The sequence below is a fragment of the Pseudomonas sp. NBRC 111139 genome (genome assembly GCF_001753955.1).
Lineage (GTDB): Bacteria > Pseudomonadota > Gammaproteobacteria > Pseudomonadales > Pseudomonadaceae > Aquipseudomonas > Aquipseudomonas alloputida.
Map to the genome: position 1 here is coordinate 17,276 of NZ_BCBP01000035.1, position 15,125 is coordinate 32,400.

Sequence of the window (15,125 nt, forward strand, 5' to 3'; positions counted from 1 at the left end):
CCGTTGAGCGGCATGGAAAAATTCGCACCATGGTACAAATTAGAGTATAGGCTCTAGGCAACCCCGGCCCGGACTCGACACCAACATGAACTCGCCCAGTGCCTTGCCCCCTCTGCAATTCGACCTCGACCTCGCAACGACGTTCGCGGCCCAGCGCCAGGCCTTTGCCGGTAACCCGCTGCCACCAGCGGCGCAGCGGCGCCAGTGGCTGAAAAGCCTGCGTGAAGCCTTGCTGAGCAGCCAGGCAGAACTGATCGAAGCCATCAGCCAGGATTTTGCCGGGCGCAGCGCCGATGAGACCTTGCTGGCCGAACTGCTACCGTCGGTACAGGGCCTGCGCCACGCCGAAAAGCACTTGCAAAGCTGGATGCGCACCCGCCGACGCCGCGTCGGCCTGGCGTTCCAGCCGGCCAGCGCACAGGTGCGCTATCAACCCTTGGGCGTGGTCGGCATCATCGTGCCGTGGAACTACCCGCTGTTCCTCGCCATCGGCCCGTTGACCTGCGCCCTGGCCGCCGGCAACCGGGTCATGCTCAAGCTCAGCGAGGCCACGCCCGCGACTGGCCTGGCCCTACAGCAACTGCTCGAGCGTGTGTTCCCCACAGACCTGGTCAGCGTTGTGCTCGGTGAGGTCGAGGTGGGCCAGGCCTTCGCCCGCCTGCCGTTCGATCACCTGCTGTTCACCGGTGCCACCAGTGTGGGCCGCCAGGTGATGCAGGCTGCCGCACACAACCTGACCCCGGTCACCTTGGAGCTGGGTGGCAAATCCCCCGCTATTGTTTCTGAGGATGTGCCGCTGGACAGCGCCGCCGAGCGCATCGCCTTCGGCAAGACCCTCAACGCCGGCCAAACCTGTGTCGCCCCCGACTACGTACTGGTGCCGCGCGAACGGCTGCCCGCCTTCAGCGACGCCTACCAGCGCGCCGTGCACCGACTGTACCCGCGTATTGCCGACAACCCCGACTACACCGCCATCATCAACCCGCGCCAGTTGCAGCGTTTGCAGCACCTGCTGGACGATGCCCGCGCCAAAGGCGCGCAAGTACTCGACTTGTACCCAGGCGAAGCCCCTCAGGGCCGGCGCCTGCCACCACACTTGCTGCTGGACGTGAACGACAGCATGCAGGTGATGCAAGACGAAATCTTCGGCCCGCTATTGCCGTTAGTGCCTTATGACGGCCTCGACCAGGCCTTGGCCTACATCAACCAGCGCCCACGCCCACTGGCGCTGTACTTCTTTGGCTATGACCGCCGCACCCAGGAGCATGTGCTGCGTCACACCCACTCCGGCGGTGTGTGCCTGAACGACACCTTGCTGCATGTTGCCCAGGACGATCTGCCCTTCGGCGGCATCGGCCCTTCAGGCATGGGCCACTACCATGGTCATGACGGCTTCCTCACCTTCAGCAAGGCCAAGGCGGTACTTGCCAAACAACGCTTCAACGCCGCACGGCTGATCTACCCGCCTTATGGCAAAGCCTTGCAGCGCCTGGTCTACAAACTGTTCATCCGCTGAGGATCGCACCATGCACCGCCGCGACCTGCTGCGTTTCAGCCTCGGCGCCAGTGCTTTTCTGGCGGGTGCCAGCCTGGTGGGGTGCAGCGTGCAAACCGCCGCGACCGGCTATCAGGTACTCCGTGACGACGACCTGCCACTGCTGCGTGCGCTGATCCCGGTGGTCCTGGCCGGTACACAGGCCACCGAGGCGCCGGTGTTGCGCAGCCTCGACAACAAGCTGGCGGCGTTGTCGCCGGAAATGCTCAAGCTCACCCGGCAATTATTCGACGTGCTCAGCCTGCCGCTGACTCGCGGCCCGCTGACCGGCGTCTGGGGCAGCTGGGGCCAAGCTGGCGCCACACAGGTCACGGCGTTCCTGCAGCGTTGGCAGGACAGCTCGCTGAACCTGCTACGCATGGGGCACACCTCGTTGCTGCAACTGCTGCAAATGGCCTGGTACGAACGCCCTGAATCCTGGGCAGACTGCGGTTACCCAGGCCCACCGAAAATCTGAAAACAACAAGAGCATCGCCAATGCCTGTCCCCGACCCGTTTCGCCAAGGCCTCGAACGCGGCTGGATCACCCACGACGCCTCGCGCCTGGAGCACGACCTGTTTCTGGAGGCCGACATTGCCGTGATCGGCAGCGGTGCCGGCGGCGCCACCAGCGCGCAGATGCTCAGCGCTGCCGGTTTCAAGGTACTGCTGATCGAAGAAGGCCCCCTGAAAACCAGTGGCGATTTCCACCTGCTGGAGAGTGAAGCCTACGCAAGCCTGTACCAGGAAGGCCTGGGACGCATGAGCAAGGATGGCGCCATTACCATCCTGCAGGGCCGCGCCGTGGGCGGCACTACGCTGGTGAACTGGACCTCGAGCTTTCGTACCCCGCCGCAAACCCTGGCGCACTGGGCGTCGGTCCATGGCGTGAACGGTTTGGGCGAGGATGAACTGCGCCCCTGGTTCGAGCGCATGGAGCAGGAACTGGGCATCAGCCCTTGGGCCTTGCCGCCGAATGCCAACAACGAGGTGCTGCGCCGGGGCTGCGAACAGCTGGGCTACCGCTGGGGGGTGATCCCGCGCAATGTGCGCGGCTGCTGGAACCTGGGCTACTGCGGCATGGGCTGCCCGGTGAATGCCAAACAATCGATGCTGGTGACCCGTATACCTGCCACCCTCGAGCAAGGCGGCGAACTGCTGTACCTGGCGCGGGCCGAGCGCTTCACCCACAACGGCGAACGCATTCAGAGCCTGACATGCCAGGCCCTGGACGCCCAGGGCATACACCCTACTGGCCGGCAGGTCGGCGTGCGGGCACGTCATTACCTCCTGGCCGGGGGCGGTATCAACAGCCCGGCCCTGCTGCTGCGCTCTGCCGCGCCCGACCCGCATGGTCGCCTGGGCAAGCGAACCTTCCTGCACCTGGTCAACTTCAGTGCGGCACGCTTCAGCGAGCGTATCGACCCCTACCATGGCGCCCCGCAATCGATCTACAGCGATCACTTTCAGTGGCAAGGCGGCGTAGACGGCCCGGTTGGCTACAAGCTGGAAGTACCGCCGCTGCATCCGGCCCTGGCCAGCACCCTGCTGGGCGGGTACGGCCACGAGAGTGCCCAGCGCATGGCCGAGCTGCCACATACCCATGTGATGCTGGCGCTGCTACGCGATGGTTTTCACCCCGAAAGCCAGGGCGGGGCCGTGGAACTGCGCGGCGATGGTTCACCCGTGCTCGATTACCCGGTCACCGACTACCTGCGGGATGGCTTGCGGCGCGCCTACCGCAGCATGGCGCACATACAGTTCGCCGCTGGCGCCACTCAGGTAACCCCAGTGCACAGCGACGCCAGCGCCGCCTCTCGCCTGGAACAGGCCCTGACCATGATCGACAAACTGCGCCTGGAGCCCTTCCGCACGCGCTTGGGCAGTGCCCATGTGATGGGCGGCTGCGCCCTCGGCGAAGATCCGCGTCAGGCGGTGTGCGACAGCCTGGGACGCCATCACCAGCTGGAAAACCTGTCGATTCACGACGGCTCGCTGTTCCCCACCAGCATCGGCGCCAACCCGCAATTGTCGGTGTATGCCATCAGCGCCAGGCTCAGCGAAGCACTGGTCAGCCGCCTGGCACACAGCGCATGACAACGAACATGGCCCCTGTCTATAGTGCCATCAGTCGGCCGCATGACTTGGCCGGGGCGCCGTCGCTGCGCTACCATCCGACTCCCCAACGCACTCCAGCCAGGATGACGCGATGAACCGAGTGTTGTACCCGGGTACTTTCGACCCCATTACCAAAGGCCATGGCGATCTGGTCGAGCGCGCTTCGCGGCTATTCGACCACGTGATCATCGCGGTGGCGGCCAGCCCCAAGAAAAACCCCTTGTTCCCCCTGGAGCAACGGGTTGAGCTCGCCCGTGAGGTCACCAAGCACCTGCCCAATGTCGAAGTCATCGGCTTCTCTTCCCTGTTGGCGCATTTCGCCAAGGAACAGGGCGCCAACGTCTTCCTGCGTGGCCTGCGTGCGGTGTCCGACTTCGAGTACGAGTTCCAGCTGGCGAACATGAACCGGCAACTGGCACCCGATGTCGAGAGCCTGTTCCTGACGCCGTCGGAGCGCTATTCGTTCATTTCCTCGACCCTGGTCCGGGAGATTGCTGCGCTGGGCGGTGATATCAGCAAGTTCGTCCACCCGGTGGTGGCCGACGCACTGACTGAACGCTTCAAGAAGTAAGCCTGACGCCTGATTGTCGCGCCCGCGTGCACTGCGGGCGCGAATGCGGCACAATTGTGCCCATTGCGTTGAACATGCCCGGGCTGTGAGCCCCGGCCGGAGTCCCCATGTCCCTGATCATCACCGACGATTGCATCAATTGCGACGTCTGCGAACCCGAGTGCCCGAACGAGGCTATCTCCCAAGGCGAAGAGATCTACGTGATCGACCCTAACCTGTGCACCCAGTGCGTAGGCCATTACGACGAGCCGCAGTGCCAGCAGGTCTGCCCGGTCGACTGCATCCCGCTGGATGAAGCGCACCCGGAAACCGAAGAACAGCTGATGGCCAAGTATCGCCGGATCACTGGCAAGGGCTGATCACTGCCCTTCGCTGCACGGTCCCTGTGGGAGCGGGCATGCCGCGAACACCGGCGTAGCCGGTGCCATTCATCGCGTCGCCTGCTTCGCAGGCTTGCCCGCTCCCACAGTTACCGCGCCAACGTTCAGGTTTTGCTTCAACAGGTTTGCAGCGAACGTTTCATCGTTGGCAGCGCGGGCAGTACACGCTCGCCCTCTGCCCCAGCTTCACTTCGCGCAACTCAGTGCCGCATACCTTGCACGGCTGCCCGCCACGCCCGTACACAAACAGTTCCTGCTGGAAGTACCCCGGCTGCCCATCGCCACCGATAAAGTCGCGCAGGGTGGTACCGCCCTGCTCGATGGCCGCCGCCAGCACCCGTTTGATCTCGATCGCCAGCTTCAGGTAGCGCGCCCTGGAAATCCCGCCCGCCTCCCGGCGTGGGTCGATACCGGCGGCAAACAGCGCCTCGGTGGCGTAGATGTTGCCCACCCCCACCACTACCGCGTTGTCCATGATGAACGGCTTGACCGCCATCGACCGCCCGCGGGACAGCTGGAACAGCCGTTCACCATCGAACAGGTCCGTCAGCGGCTCAGGCCCCAGGCGCAGCAGTAGCTCATGGTTCAGAGGGTCAAGGCTCCACAGCATGGCACCAAAGCGGCGAGGGTCGGTGTAACGCAACATCAGCCCGGACTCCAGCTCGATGTCGACATGCTCATGCTTGGCCGCCGGCAAGCCCAGCTCGACCAGCCGCAGGTTGCCCGACATGCCCAAATGGCTGATCAGCGTCCCCACTTCGGCATTGATCAACAGGTACTTGGCGCGTCGCTCCACACTGACGATGCGCTGCCCCGACAGGCGCACATCGAGGTCTTCCGGGATCGGCCAGCGCAGACGCCGGTCGCGTACCACCACACGGCTGACCCGCTGGCCTTCCAGGTGTGGCGCAATACCGCGCCGGGTGGTTTCTACTTCTGGCAATTCCGGCATGTGTCAGTGTCCGCCCAACTCGCGAATGTTCTGCTTGAGGTTTTCGAAATCGTATTCCGATAAACCAATGTAATCGAGCACCAAAGGGCCGACCACATTCCATTCGTGGTCCACCGCCTGGTTGCCCAGCACCCGGTAGGACGCGCAGATATGCTCAGCCATCTTCAGCACCGCCAGCAGGTTTTTCAGCTGGCTCTGGGTATTGCGCGAGGTATCGTCGCGGAACACGGCCAAGGCATTGTGGTGGTTGGCGATGGCCGCACTGAGGTGCTCGGGCAAGCGCCAGGATTTGGCTGTGAAGTAGCCGACCACTGAATGGTTGGTGTTGAACGTGCGGTTTTCGGTATCGACCACGCGTGTTTCTTCGTCGGCCTTGGCGTATGCCTCTTCCAGCACGTCCATGTAATTGGGGAAGCGCTTGAGCATCAACGGCACGCCACAGTCATGGAAGAGGCCAAGGGTATAGGCCTCGTCCGCCGCCTGTATGCCGGTACGCTTGGCCAGCGTCAGGCAGGTCATCGCGACGTCCTGGGCGGTATCCCAGAAGCGGTTGAGGGTAACGATGGTCTCGTCACTCATCTCGCCCTTGATCGACTGGGCGTTGATCAGGTTGATGATCGAACGGCTCCCCAGCAGGTTCACCGCACGCTGGATCGAACCAATCTTGTTGGACAAACCGAAGTGCGGAGAGTTGACCAGCTTGAGCAAGGCGCCAGAGAGGCCCGGGTCCTGGGAAATCAGCTTGGCGATGGTTTCCAGGTCTGGGTCAGGCATGTACTGCTCGAACTGCAGATCGACCATGATCTGCGGTTGAGGCGGGATGGTGATGCCTTGCAAGGCTTGCTGGATCTGTTCGGCGCTGAGTTCTTGGGACATACGTACACACTCGTTTAGGACGCGGCATTTTAACCCTCTAAGCGCTCCCAGTTACCACACCTCTAAAGGCGGAAGCACAGCAGACACGCTATAATCCCGCTCTTTTTCCCGGAGCGACGTCATGTCCCTGCCCAGCCTTCGCCTCAAAGCCAATGCCGACCGCCGCCTGCGCGCCGGCCACCTGTGGGTCTACAGCAACGAAGTCGATGTCAGCGCAACCCCTTTGCAAGGCTTCCAGGCGGGTCAGCAGGCCATTCTCGAGGCAGCCAACGGCAAGCCGCTGGGCATCGTCGCACTGAGCCCGAACAACCTGATCTGCGCCCGCCTGCTGTCACGCGACATCAAGCTGCCGCTGGACAAGTCGCTGCTGGTACACCGCCTGAACGTCGCCCTGTCGCTGCGCGAGCGCCTGTTCGACCAGCCGTGCTACCGCCTGGTCTACGGTGACTCCGACCTGCTCCCGGGCCTGGTGGTCGACCGTTTCTTCGATATCCTCGTGGTGCAGTTGGCCTCGGCCACCATGGAAGCGCACAAGGATGATGTGATCGCCGCACTGGTGCAGGTGCTCAAGCCCAGCGGCATCCTGTTCAAGAACGATTCCGCCGCGCGCGACGCCGAAGGCCTGCAGCGCTATGTCGAGACCGTCTACGGCGAAGTGCCGGACTGGGTGCCGCTGGAAGAGAACGGCGTCAAGTTCGAAGCTCCGGTGCGCGAAGGCCAGAAGACGGGCTGGTTCTACGACCACCGCATGAACCGCGCCCGCCTGGCACCGTACGTGAAGGGCAAGCGTGTACTCGACCTGTTCAGCTATATCGGCGGCTGGGGCGTGCAGGCCGGTGCCTTCGGCGCCAGCGAAGTGTTCTGCGTCGATGCCTCGGGCTTTGCCCTGGACGGCGTGGAGCGTAACGCTGCACTGAACGGCATCAGCGAGAAGCTGACCTGCATCGAAGGCGACGTGTTCGAAGCCCTGCGCGAGCTCAAGGCGGCCGAAGAACGCTTCGACGTGATCATTGCCGACCCACCTGCCTTCATCAAGCGCAAGAAGGACCTGAAAAACGGCGAAGCGGCCTACCGCCGCCTGAACGAACAGGCCATGCGCATGTTGAACAAAGACGGCATCCTCGTCAGCGCCTCGTGCTCGATGCACCTGCCCGAGGACGACCTGAACAACATCCTGCTGACCAGCGCCCGCCACCTGGACCGCAACATGCAGCTGCTCGAGCGAGGCGGTCAGGGCCCGGATCACCCGGTACACCCGGCCATCGCCGAAACCCGCTACATCAAAAGCATCACCTGCCGGTTACTGCCAAACAGCTGATATCTGCCAAAAAGGGCCGCCCAGCGGCCCTTTCCTGCCGCAATCCCCCCGCCAACCATCCACATCTGCATTCCCTCACCGCGCCAGCGGTGTAGAATCGGCCTATTCATCGCCAGTCATCCCCGGCGGGTTTATGAGCTCTGGTCAAGCACGCGGCGATCCCGCGCGGTCTTGGCCCCATCCGTGCCAGTGGCAACCGGCCTGCGGCGCAAAGGACAAGAGAAGCTCACTCCCCTATTTGTGACCTGATTAAGCCGCCAGGAGTGTTTCATGCCTGATTATCGTTCCAAGACTTCCACCCAAGGCCGCAACATGGCCGGCGCCCGTGCCCTTTGGCGCGCCACCGGGATGAAGGACGAAGACTTCAAGAAACCGATCATCGCCATCGCCAACTCGTTCACCCAGTTCGTTCCGGGCCACGTGCACCTGAAGGACCTGGGCCAGCTGGTGGCTCGCGAAATCGAACGCGCCGGTGGCGTGGCCAAGGAATTCAACACCATCGCGGTCGATGACGGCATCGCCATGGGCCACGACGGCATGCTGTACTCGCTGCCAAGCCGCGAAATCATTGCCGACGCGGTGGAGTACATGGTCAATGCGCACTGCGCTGACGCCATCGTCTGCATCTCCAACTGCGACAAGATCACCCCCGGCATGCTGATGGCCGCCCTGCGCCTGAACATCCCGGTGATCTTCGTTTCCGGCGGCCCGATGGAAGCCGGCAAGACCAAGCTGGCCAGCCACGGCCTGGACCTGGTCGATGCCATGGTCATCGCGGCCGACTCCACGGCCTCCGACGAAAAAGTCGCCGAATACGAGCGCAGCGCCTGCCCGACCTGCGGTTCGTGCTCCGGCATGTTCACCGCCAACTCGATGAACTGCCTGACCGAAGCCCTGGGCCTGGCCCTGCCGGGCAACGGTTCGACCCTGGCCACCCACTCCGACCGCGAGCAGCTGTTCCTCACGGCCGGCCGCACCATCGTCGAGCTGTGCAAGCGCTACTACGGCGAGAATGACGAGTCGGTCCTGCCACGCAGCATCGCCAACTTCAAAGCGTTCGAAAACGCCATGATGCTGGACATCGCCATGGGCGGCTCGACCAACACCATCCTGCACCTGCTGGCCGCAGCACAGGAAGGTGAAGTGGCGTTCGACCTGCGCGACATCGACCGCCTGTCACGCAAAGTGCCGCAGCTGTGCAAAGTGGCGCCAAACATCCAGAAGTACCACATGGAAGACGTCCACCGCGCCGGCGGCATCTTCAGCATCCTCGGTTCGCTGGCCCGTGGTGGCCTGCTGCACACCGACCTGCCGACCGTGCACAGCCGCAGCATGGAAGAAGCCATCGCCAAATGGGACATCACCCAGACCGATGACGAAGCGGTGCACACCTTCTTCAAGGCCGGCCCGGCCGGTATCCCGACCCAGACCGCATTCAGCCAGTCGACCCGTTGGGAAACCCTCGACGACGACCGTGAAAACGGCTGCATCCGCAGCTTCGAACACGCCTACTCGCAAGAGGGCGGCCTGGCCGTGCTGTACGGCAACATCGCACTGGATGGCTGCGTGGTCAAAACGGCCGGTGTGGACGAATCGATCCACGTGTTCGAGGGCACCGCGAAGATCTTCGAAAGCCAGGACAGCGCCGTGCGCGGCATCCTCGCCGACGAGGTGAAAGCCGGCGACATCGTCATCATCCGCTACGAAGGCCCGAAAGGCGGCCCGGGCATGCAAGAAATGCTCTACCCGACCTCGTACCTCAAGTCCAAAGGCCTGGGCAAGGCCTGCGCCCTGCTCACCGACGGTCGCTTCTCGGGCGGTACCTCGGGCCTGTCGATCGGCCACGCCTCGCCAGAGGCCGCGGCGGGCGGCGCCATCGGCCTGGTGCGCGACGGCGACAAGGTACTGATCGACATCCCTAACCGTTCGATCAACCTGCTGGTCAGCGATGAAGAGCTGGCGGAACGCCGTGTCGAACAGGACAAGAAGGGCTGGAAGCCAGCCGAGGTCCGTCCACGCAAGGTGACCACCGCGCTCAAGGCCTATGCCCTGCTGGCCACCAGTGCCGACAAAGGCGCAGTGCGTAACAAGGCAATGCTCGAAGGGCTGTAAGGGCTTTTCTGGCATTTGCACAACCGGCGTCTCGTACGCCGGTTTTTTTTGCCTGTGGATAAAGGCCGGATCAAAGCTCTCCCTTCGCGACACATTGGCGTAATTGCGCCAGCAGCAGGGCAGCCGAGCGCTTCGGTGTCGCCGCCGACGTCAGCACGAACTGCGCTTGAGGCAAGGTTGGCAACGTCGACACTTCCACCAGGCCGGCAGCCAGAGCAGACGATCGTGTGACAGGCGTTACCCCAAGCCCGCCACTTACGGCGGTCATCAGCCCGCCGACACTTGGGCTCTGGCAAACGATGCGCCATTGCCGCCCGGCGCGTACCAAGGCCTCGATAGCTGCGGCCCGATAAGGGCATTGATCAGAAAATACCGCCAAGGGCACAGGCGTGGTGACCTCATCGCTGCCCAGCGCAATCGGCCCTCTCGCCCACACCAATGGCTCGGACCAAAGCACCTCGCCCCGTTCTTCATCGCTGCAGCGGCTGCCCAATACAATATCCAGCCCACCCGAGTGGACGAGCGAGAGCAACTCCCCAGTCAGGCCGACGGTCAGGGACACCTCTGCATCGGGATGTGCCACCGAAAAACGACGCATGCAGTCGATGATCGGGGCTTTCACCATTTCCTCGCTCAACCCCACGTACACCGTGCCTGACACCCGCCGCCCTGCTCCAAGGCTTGCGCGGGCATCATCGTGCAACGCCAGGATGGTGCGGGCATAGCCTGCCAACCGAGCGCCTGCGGGTGTCAGGCTGACCGAGCGGGTCGTACGCTCCAGCAATTTTTGTCCAGCTTCGCGTTCAAGCCGCCGAATATGAGCGCTGATCGCCGACTGCGTAAGGTGCAGCCTGTGCGCAGCGCGGGTGAAACCACCGGTGTCGGCAACGGCAATCAAGCTCCGCAAAAGCACAGTATCGAACACAGATTCATCACCTATCTCACTCAATCTCGCGAGCATACGTCATTTCTATAATGAATCGCCCTGAATCAGACTGTGCGCCGAACGCCTGGGCGGTGAAGCGTCAGGCAAGGCTCATCAACACTACCTGGGAGAAGCCCCGTGGTTGAACGTATCTTGTATGTCTGCGCCTCACCCAGAGGAGAGCGGTCCGTTTCCGCTCAGATTACCGACGCATTCCTGGCGGCATTGGCCGAGCGCAAAGCGGTGGAAATCGACCACCTGAATCCTTGGGAATGCGACCTGCCTGAAGTAGATGGCGCCTTGCTCGCGGCGAAATACGCAGGGCTTGGCGATGCCCCGCTGTCAACCGCACAGGCCGCTGCATGGGATCGGATCAAGACCCTCGCTCAACGGTTCCACCGGGCGGATACCTTGGTGTTCAGCGTACCGTTGTGGAATTTCGGCATTCCGTACAAGCTCAAGCACCTGATCGACGCAATTTCGCACAAAGACGTGCTGTTCACCTTCGATGAACACGGGCTGAACGGCATGCTTGGCGGGCGTCGAGCGGTTGCCATCTACACCCGTGGTTTGGGGTACGGGCCCACCTCACAGACACCCGACCAGTTTTTTGGCCTGGAAAAAACCTTCATCGACACATGGTTTCGCTTCGTTGGGATTAACCAAGCGCACAGTGTAGTGGTCGAACAGACCCTCGGCCCTGAGGGCGCCAGGATTCGTGAAAGTGCCATTGAACAAGTGACCCTGTTGGCACAGAACATTGACCAGAAAGCGGCCCAGACCCTCATTGTGGGCCGCGATGGTTGATATTCCCGTTACTGGATTTGCTCCGGCGTGACGATCACCCAGTTCTTGTCTGCCGTCACCGGCAACCCTTCCTTGGCCTGCGCCGCTGCATTTTTGGCAATCATCCCGTTGAGCTGGTCCATGTACTTGGCCTTGCGGTTTATCCACAGGTGGATACCACCTTTGCCTACATCCACCCCGTGGAACTGCATGTAGCCATCGCTGGCCGGCGTGTCGCCGCCCACCAGCACCGGTTTCTTCCACTCATCGATGTAGGTAAGGATCGCCGCCTGCTTGCCCGCCATCCAGGTGGCTGGGGTCCACAGGTAAGGGGTCAGCTCCAGGCCCTCGTTAGCCTTGGCATCGTAGTGCCCGGCGCTGATCTGCTTGCGCGCAGTGGTCAGCTGTCCGCTGGCGCGGTCCTTGAGCAGCAGGCTCACGCCAATCACGTTCTGGGGCTTCACGTTGTAACCATACTTGGGGTCCGAGGCGACCATGCGCACCAGCTCCTCGGAGGCCGCCGAAATCACATAGACCTCGATGCCGTTCTCCATCAGCTTGTTGTACAGCTCGGCCTGGCCCTTGAAGACCTTGGGCGGCTGAACCTCGATGGCCTTGACCTGGTCGCCTTCGTAATAGGTGCTGGGGATCGGCTTGGTCGAAGCCATCAGCTCATCCACCTGCACCTTCAGCGCCTGCAAGGTAAAGCCGGAGAACACCTGGGCTACCCACGGGTAGCAGACCATGTCATCGATTTCACACAGCCGGTAGTAATAACTGAACAGGCTTTCCTTGTGCTCGGCAGTGTCCTTGAACGGCATCAGCTTCAACGAAGGGTCGAGCTTGTCGCGGCTTAGCAGGCCTTTGTTTTCCATGAACGGAAGCAAGGCTTCTTCCAGGTCATAGCGGTAACTGGTGTTGTCCATGTCGAATACCGCGTAGTTACCCTTGTTGGCATTGGCGGCGATCATGCTGTCGAGCTGTTTGGCCGCGTCGGCGGGCCAGTGTTTGAGCTCCGTGGCGAAGGTTTCGATACTGAACAGCAGGGACAGGCCAATGGCGGCGGCTTTCACAGCGACTTTCATGTACGAATCTCCTGAAATGACCCAGAAACGCTAGTGCAACATTCCCCACTGCAAGCCCCCGATAACGACCTCCAGGCAGCCGCAAACGCCTTGTTCATTGCAATCTGCGACATCCCGTTATTCCATAAACGACTATGCAAATTCCATTTGGGTATAAATTCGTTTGTTTTCAGGCTGTTAGCATTTCCGTTCGCAATCGCTCACAGAGGCGATGCCACTTCTGCTTTTTTCTGCTGGAGCTTCAATGAACCTGCCGCTGTCACTCAACCTGCTGGCGTTCCTGGCCCTGTTGCTGGGCCTGGCACAAACCCGCCGCACCGACTGGAGCCTGGCCAAGAAGGTACTGCTTGGCCTGGTGCTGGGCGTGGTCTTCGGCCTTGTGCTGCACACGATCTATGGCGCTGGCCACCCCGTGCTCAAGGCAACCATCGCCTGGCTCGATCTGGTCGGCAACGGCTATGTCGGCCTGCTGCAGATGATCGTCATGCCGCTGATCTTCGCCTCGATCCTCAGTGCCGTGGCACGTTTGCACACTGCCTCTTCGCTGGGCCGCATCAGCGTGCTGAGCATCGGCACCCTGCTGCTGACCACGGCCATTGCCGCCCTGATCGGCATTGTGTTGACCAACCTGTTCGGCCTCAGCGCCGAGGGCCTGGTGGCCGGCGCCCAGGAAAGCGCACGCATGCAGGTTATCCACAGTGACTACGCGGGCAAGGTTGCCGACCTCAACATCCCGCAACTGCTGCTGTCGTTCATCCCCAGCAACCCGGTAGGCGACCTGGCGCGGGCCAAGCCGACCTCGATCATCAGCGTGGTGATTTTTGCCGTGTTCCTCGGCCTGGCCGCGCTCCAGTTGATCAAGGACGACGCCGAGAAGGGCGAGCGCGCCCTGTCGGCCATCGACACCCTGCAGGCCTGGGTAATGCGCCTGGTGCGGGTCGTGATGAAGCTGACCCCCTATGGCGTGCTGGCGTTGATGACCAAAGTAGTGGCCAGTTCCAACACGGAGGACATCCTCAAGCTGGGCAGCTTCGTGGTGGTGTCGTACCTGGGCCTGGGGTTGATGTTCGTGGTGCACGGCATCATCCTCGCCGCCACCGGCGTGAGCCCGCTGCGCTTCTTCCGCAAGGTGTGGCCGGTGCTGACCTTCGCCTTCACCAGCCGCTCCAGCGCCGCCAGCATTCCGCTGAACATCGAAGCACAAACCCGCCGTCTGGGCGTGCCGCAATCGATCGCCAGCTTCAGCGCATCGTTCGGCACCACCATTGGCCAGAACGGCTGTGCCGGGCTCTATCCTGCCATGCTGGCGGTGATGGTCGCGCCAGCGGTGGGCATCGACACCTTCGACCCGCTGTGGATCGCTACCCTGGTGGCCATCGTCACGCTGAGCTCTGCAGGGGTTGCCGGCGTGGGCGGCGGTGCCACCTTTGCCGCGCTGATCGTGCTGCCAGCCATGGGCTTGCCGGTGGAACTGGTGGCGTTGCTGATTTCGGTGGAGCCGCTGATCGACATGGGTCGTACGGCGTTGAACGTGAACGGTTCGATGACGGCGGGCGTTGTCACCAGCCAGCTGTTGAAAGAGACTGACAAGGCAGTGCTGGCCGGTGATGAACATGCCGAGCTGAGCCACACCTGATAGATTGCCGGGGGCGCGTTGCGCCCCTTTCGCAACAAGGCCGCTTGTGTCTTGCTCAAAATCTGAACACCCTGCGGTCCCCCGTAGGAGCGGGTTTACCCGCGAAAGGGCCAGGCCTGCTGACCAATTTCACTCGCCGTCCACCGTTGCCGCCGCTACCGTATTCGCGGGTAAACCCGCTCCTACAGGGTGGTGGATACACATCGGGGGTCGGACACAGGCCGTTGTAGGAGCGGGTTCACCCGCGAAGGGCTGCAGAGCAGCCCCCAACAATCTCACCCCTTATCCCAAACCTCGAAGTGATACACCGGCTTACCTTCCTCAGCCTGTGCCTCGCTAGAAGTCAGCCTCCACTGCCCTTCATCAAACGCCGGGAACCACGCATCCCCCTCTGGCGCCAACTCAACCCGCGTCAGGTACATGCGGCTGACCAGCCCCTTCTCCAGCGCCTGCCCATACAGCTGCGCCCCACCAATCAGCATCAGCTCACCGACGCCCTGCTCGCGCGCCCACTGCTCGGCCCGCACCAACGCCTCTTCAAGCGAGGCGAACACTTCGGCACCTGCAAGCTCAAGCCCCGGCTGGCGGCTGACCACGATGTTCAGCCGCCCAGGCAGCGGCCGCCCCAGCGAGTCCCAGGTCTTGCGCCCCATGATGATCGGCTTGCCCAGGGTGGTGGCCTTGAAGTACTTGAAGTCCCCCGGCAAATGCCAGGGCATGGAGTTGTCGATGCCGATCACGCGGTTCTCGGCATAAGCCGCGATCAGGCTGAGGGGGAGTGATGTATTCATGCCGGCGAGGATAGCACCGGGCGTGTGGGTTATGCTTCTGC

General features: G+C 62.5%; 14 protein-coding genes. 9 read left to right on the forward strand and 5 right to left on the reverse strand.

The window, feature by feature from the left end:
• Window positions 1-85 precede the first annotated feature (85 nt).
• The 5 genes from BJQ17_RS14085 to BJQ17_RS14105 all read left to right on the forward strand — a co-directional run bounded on the left by BJQ17_RS14085 (window position 86) and on the right by BJQ17_RS14105 (window position 4,582).
• Window positions 86-1,516, forward strand: a complete 1,431-nt coding sequence (locus BJQ17_RS14085; protein WP_019752691.1) for a coniferyl aldehyde dehydrogenase — start codon at window positions 86-88, stop codon at window positions 1,514-1,516.
• A 10-nt stretch (window positions 1,517-1,526) separates the two neighbouring features.
• Window positions 1,527-2,012 carry a twin-arginine translocation pathway signal protein gene (locus BJQ17_RS14090; protein WP_070096188.1) on the forward strand — a complete coding sequence of 162 codons (486 nt, stop codon included), beginning with the start codon at window positions 1,527-1,529 and terminating at the stop codon, window positions 2,010-2,012.
• 20 nt (window positions 2,013-2,032) lie between these two features.
• On the forward strand, window positions 2,033-3,631 hold the full coding sequence (locus tag BJQ17_RS14095) for a GMC family oxidoreductase (RefSeq protein ID WP_070096189.1): 1,599 nt from the start codon (window positions 2,033-2,035) through the stop codon (window positions 3,629-3,631).
• A 112-nt stretch (window positions 3,632-3,743) separates the two neighbouring features.
• Window positions 3,744-4,223 (forward strand): pantetheine-phosphate adenylyltransferase, encoded by a 480-nt coding sequence (gene coaD / locus BJQ17_RS14100; RefSeq protein ID WP_003249065.1) that lies wholly within the window; start codon window positions 3,744-3,746, stop codon window positions 4,221-4,223.
• Window positions 4,224-4,330: 107 nt separating this feature from the next.
• Window positions 4,331-4,582 carry a YfhL family 4Fe-4S dicluster ferredoxin gene (locus tag BJQ17_RS14105; protein WP_003249063.1) on the forward strand — a complete coding sequence of 84 codons (252 nt, stop codon included), beginning with the start codon at window positions 4,331-4,333 and terminating at the stop codon, window positions 4,580-4,582.
• Between the two features lie 160 nt (window positions 4,583-4,742).
• On the opposite strand, the gene mutM is transcribed toward BJQ17_RS14105, so the two are convergent.
• Both mutM and BJQ17_RS14115 read right to left on the reverse strand, forming a co-directional pair.
• Window positions 4,743-5,555, reverse strand: a complete 813-nt coding sequence (gene mutM / locus BJQ17_RS14110; RefSeq protein WP_010955661.1) for a bifunctional DNA-formamidopyrimidine glycosylase/DNA-(apurinic or apyrimidinic site) lyase — start codon at window positions 5,553-5,555, stop codon at window positions 4,743-4,745.
• Window positions 5,556-5,558: 3 nt separating this feature from the next.
• Window positions 5,559-6,377 (reverse strand): HDOD domain-containing protein, encoded by an 819-nt coding sequence (locus BJQ17_RS14115; protein WP_173881454.1) that lies wholly within the window; start codon window positions 6,375-6,377, stop codon window positions 5,559-5,561.
• A gap of 175 nt (window positions 6,378-6,552) precedes the next feature.
• Between BJQ17_RS14115 and BJQ17_RS14120 the strand changes: the two genes are divergently transcribed.
• Together BJQ17_RS14120 and ilvD are read left to right on the forward strand one after the other, a co-directional pair.
• Window positions 6,553-7,749 (forward strand): class I SAM-dependent rRNA methyltransferase, encoded by a 1,197-nt coding sequence (locus BJQ17_RS14120; protein ID WP_004575470.1) that lies wholly within the window; start codon window positions 6,553-6,555, stop codon window positions 7,747-7,749.
• Between the two features lie 270 nt (window positions 7,750-8,019).
• On the forward strand, window positions 8,020-9,861 hold the full coding sequence (gene ilvD / locus BJQ17_RS14125) for a dihydroxy-acid dehydratase (RefSeq protein ID WP_003249056.1): 1,842 nt from the start codon (window positions 8,020-8,022) through the stop codon (window positions 9,859-9,861).
• 70 nt (window positions 9,862-9,931) lie between these two features.
• On the opposite strand, the gene BJQ17_RS14130 is transcribed toward ilvD, so the two are convergent.
• Complete coding sequence (locus tag BJQ17_RS14130) at window positions 9,932-10,822, reverse strand: LysR family transcriptional regulator (protein ID WP_003249054.1); 891 nt, start codon at window positions 10,820-10,822, stop codon at window positions 9,932-9,934.
• Between the two features lie 102 nt (window positions 10,823-10,924).
• Here BJQ17_RS14130 and BJQ17_RS14135 point away from each other — a divergent pair, with 102 nt between their 5' ends.
• Window positions 10,925-11,593 (forward strand): FMN-dependent NADH-azoreductase, encoded by a 669-nt coding sequence (locus BJQ17_RS14135; RefSeq protein ID WP_014861501.1) that lies wholly within the window; start codon window positions 10,925-10,927, stop codon window positions 11,591-11,593.
• Between the two features lie 8 nt (window positions 11,594-11,601).
• Here BJQ17_RS14135 and BJQ17_RS14140 read toward each other — a convergent pair whose 3' ends face one another.
• Window positions 11,602-12,657 (reverse strand): phosphorylcholine phosphatase, encoded by a 1,056-nt coding sequence (locus tag BJQ17_RS14140; RefSeq protein ID WP_070096190.1) that lies wholly within the window; start codon window positions 12,655-12,657, stop codon window positions 11,602-11,604.
• A gap of 244 nt (window positions 12,658-12,901) precedes the next feature.
• Between BJQ17_RS14140 and BJQ17_RS14145 the strand changes: the two genes are divergently transcribed.
• Complete coding sequence (locus BJQ17_RS14145) at window positions 12,902-14,293, forward strand: L-cystine transporter (RefSeq protein WP_014861503.1); 1,392 nt, start codon at window positions 12,902-12,904, stop codon at window positions 14,291-14,293.
• A gap of 275 nt (window positions 14,294-14,568) precedes the next feature.
• Here the strand turns inward: BJQ17_RS14145 and BJQ17_RS14150 are convergent, their stop codons facing one another.
• A complete protein-coding gene (locus tag BJQ17_RS14150; protein ID WP_003249048.1) occupies window positions 14,569-15,084 on the reverse strand; it encodes a dihydrofolate reductase in 516 nt (171 codons plus the stop codon).
• Between the last annotated feature and the right edge of the window lie 41 nt (window positions 15,085-15,125).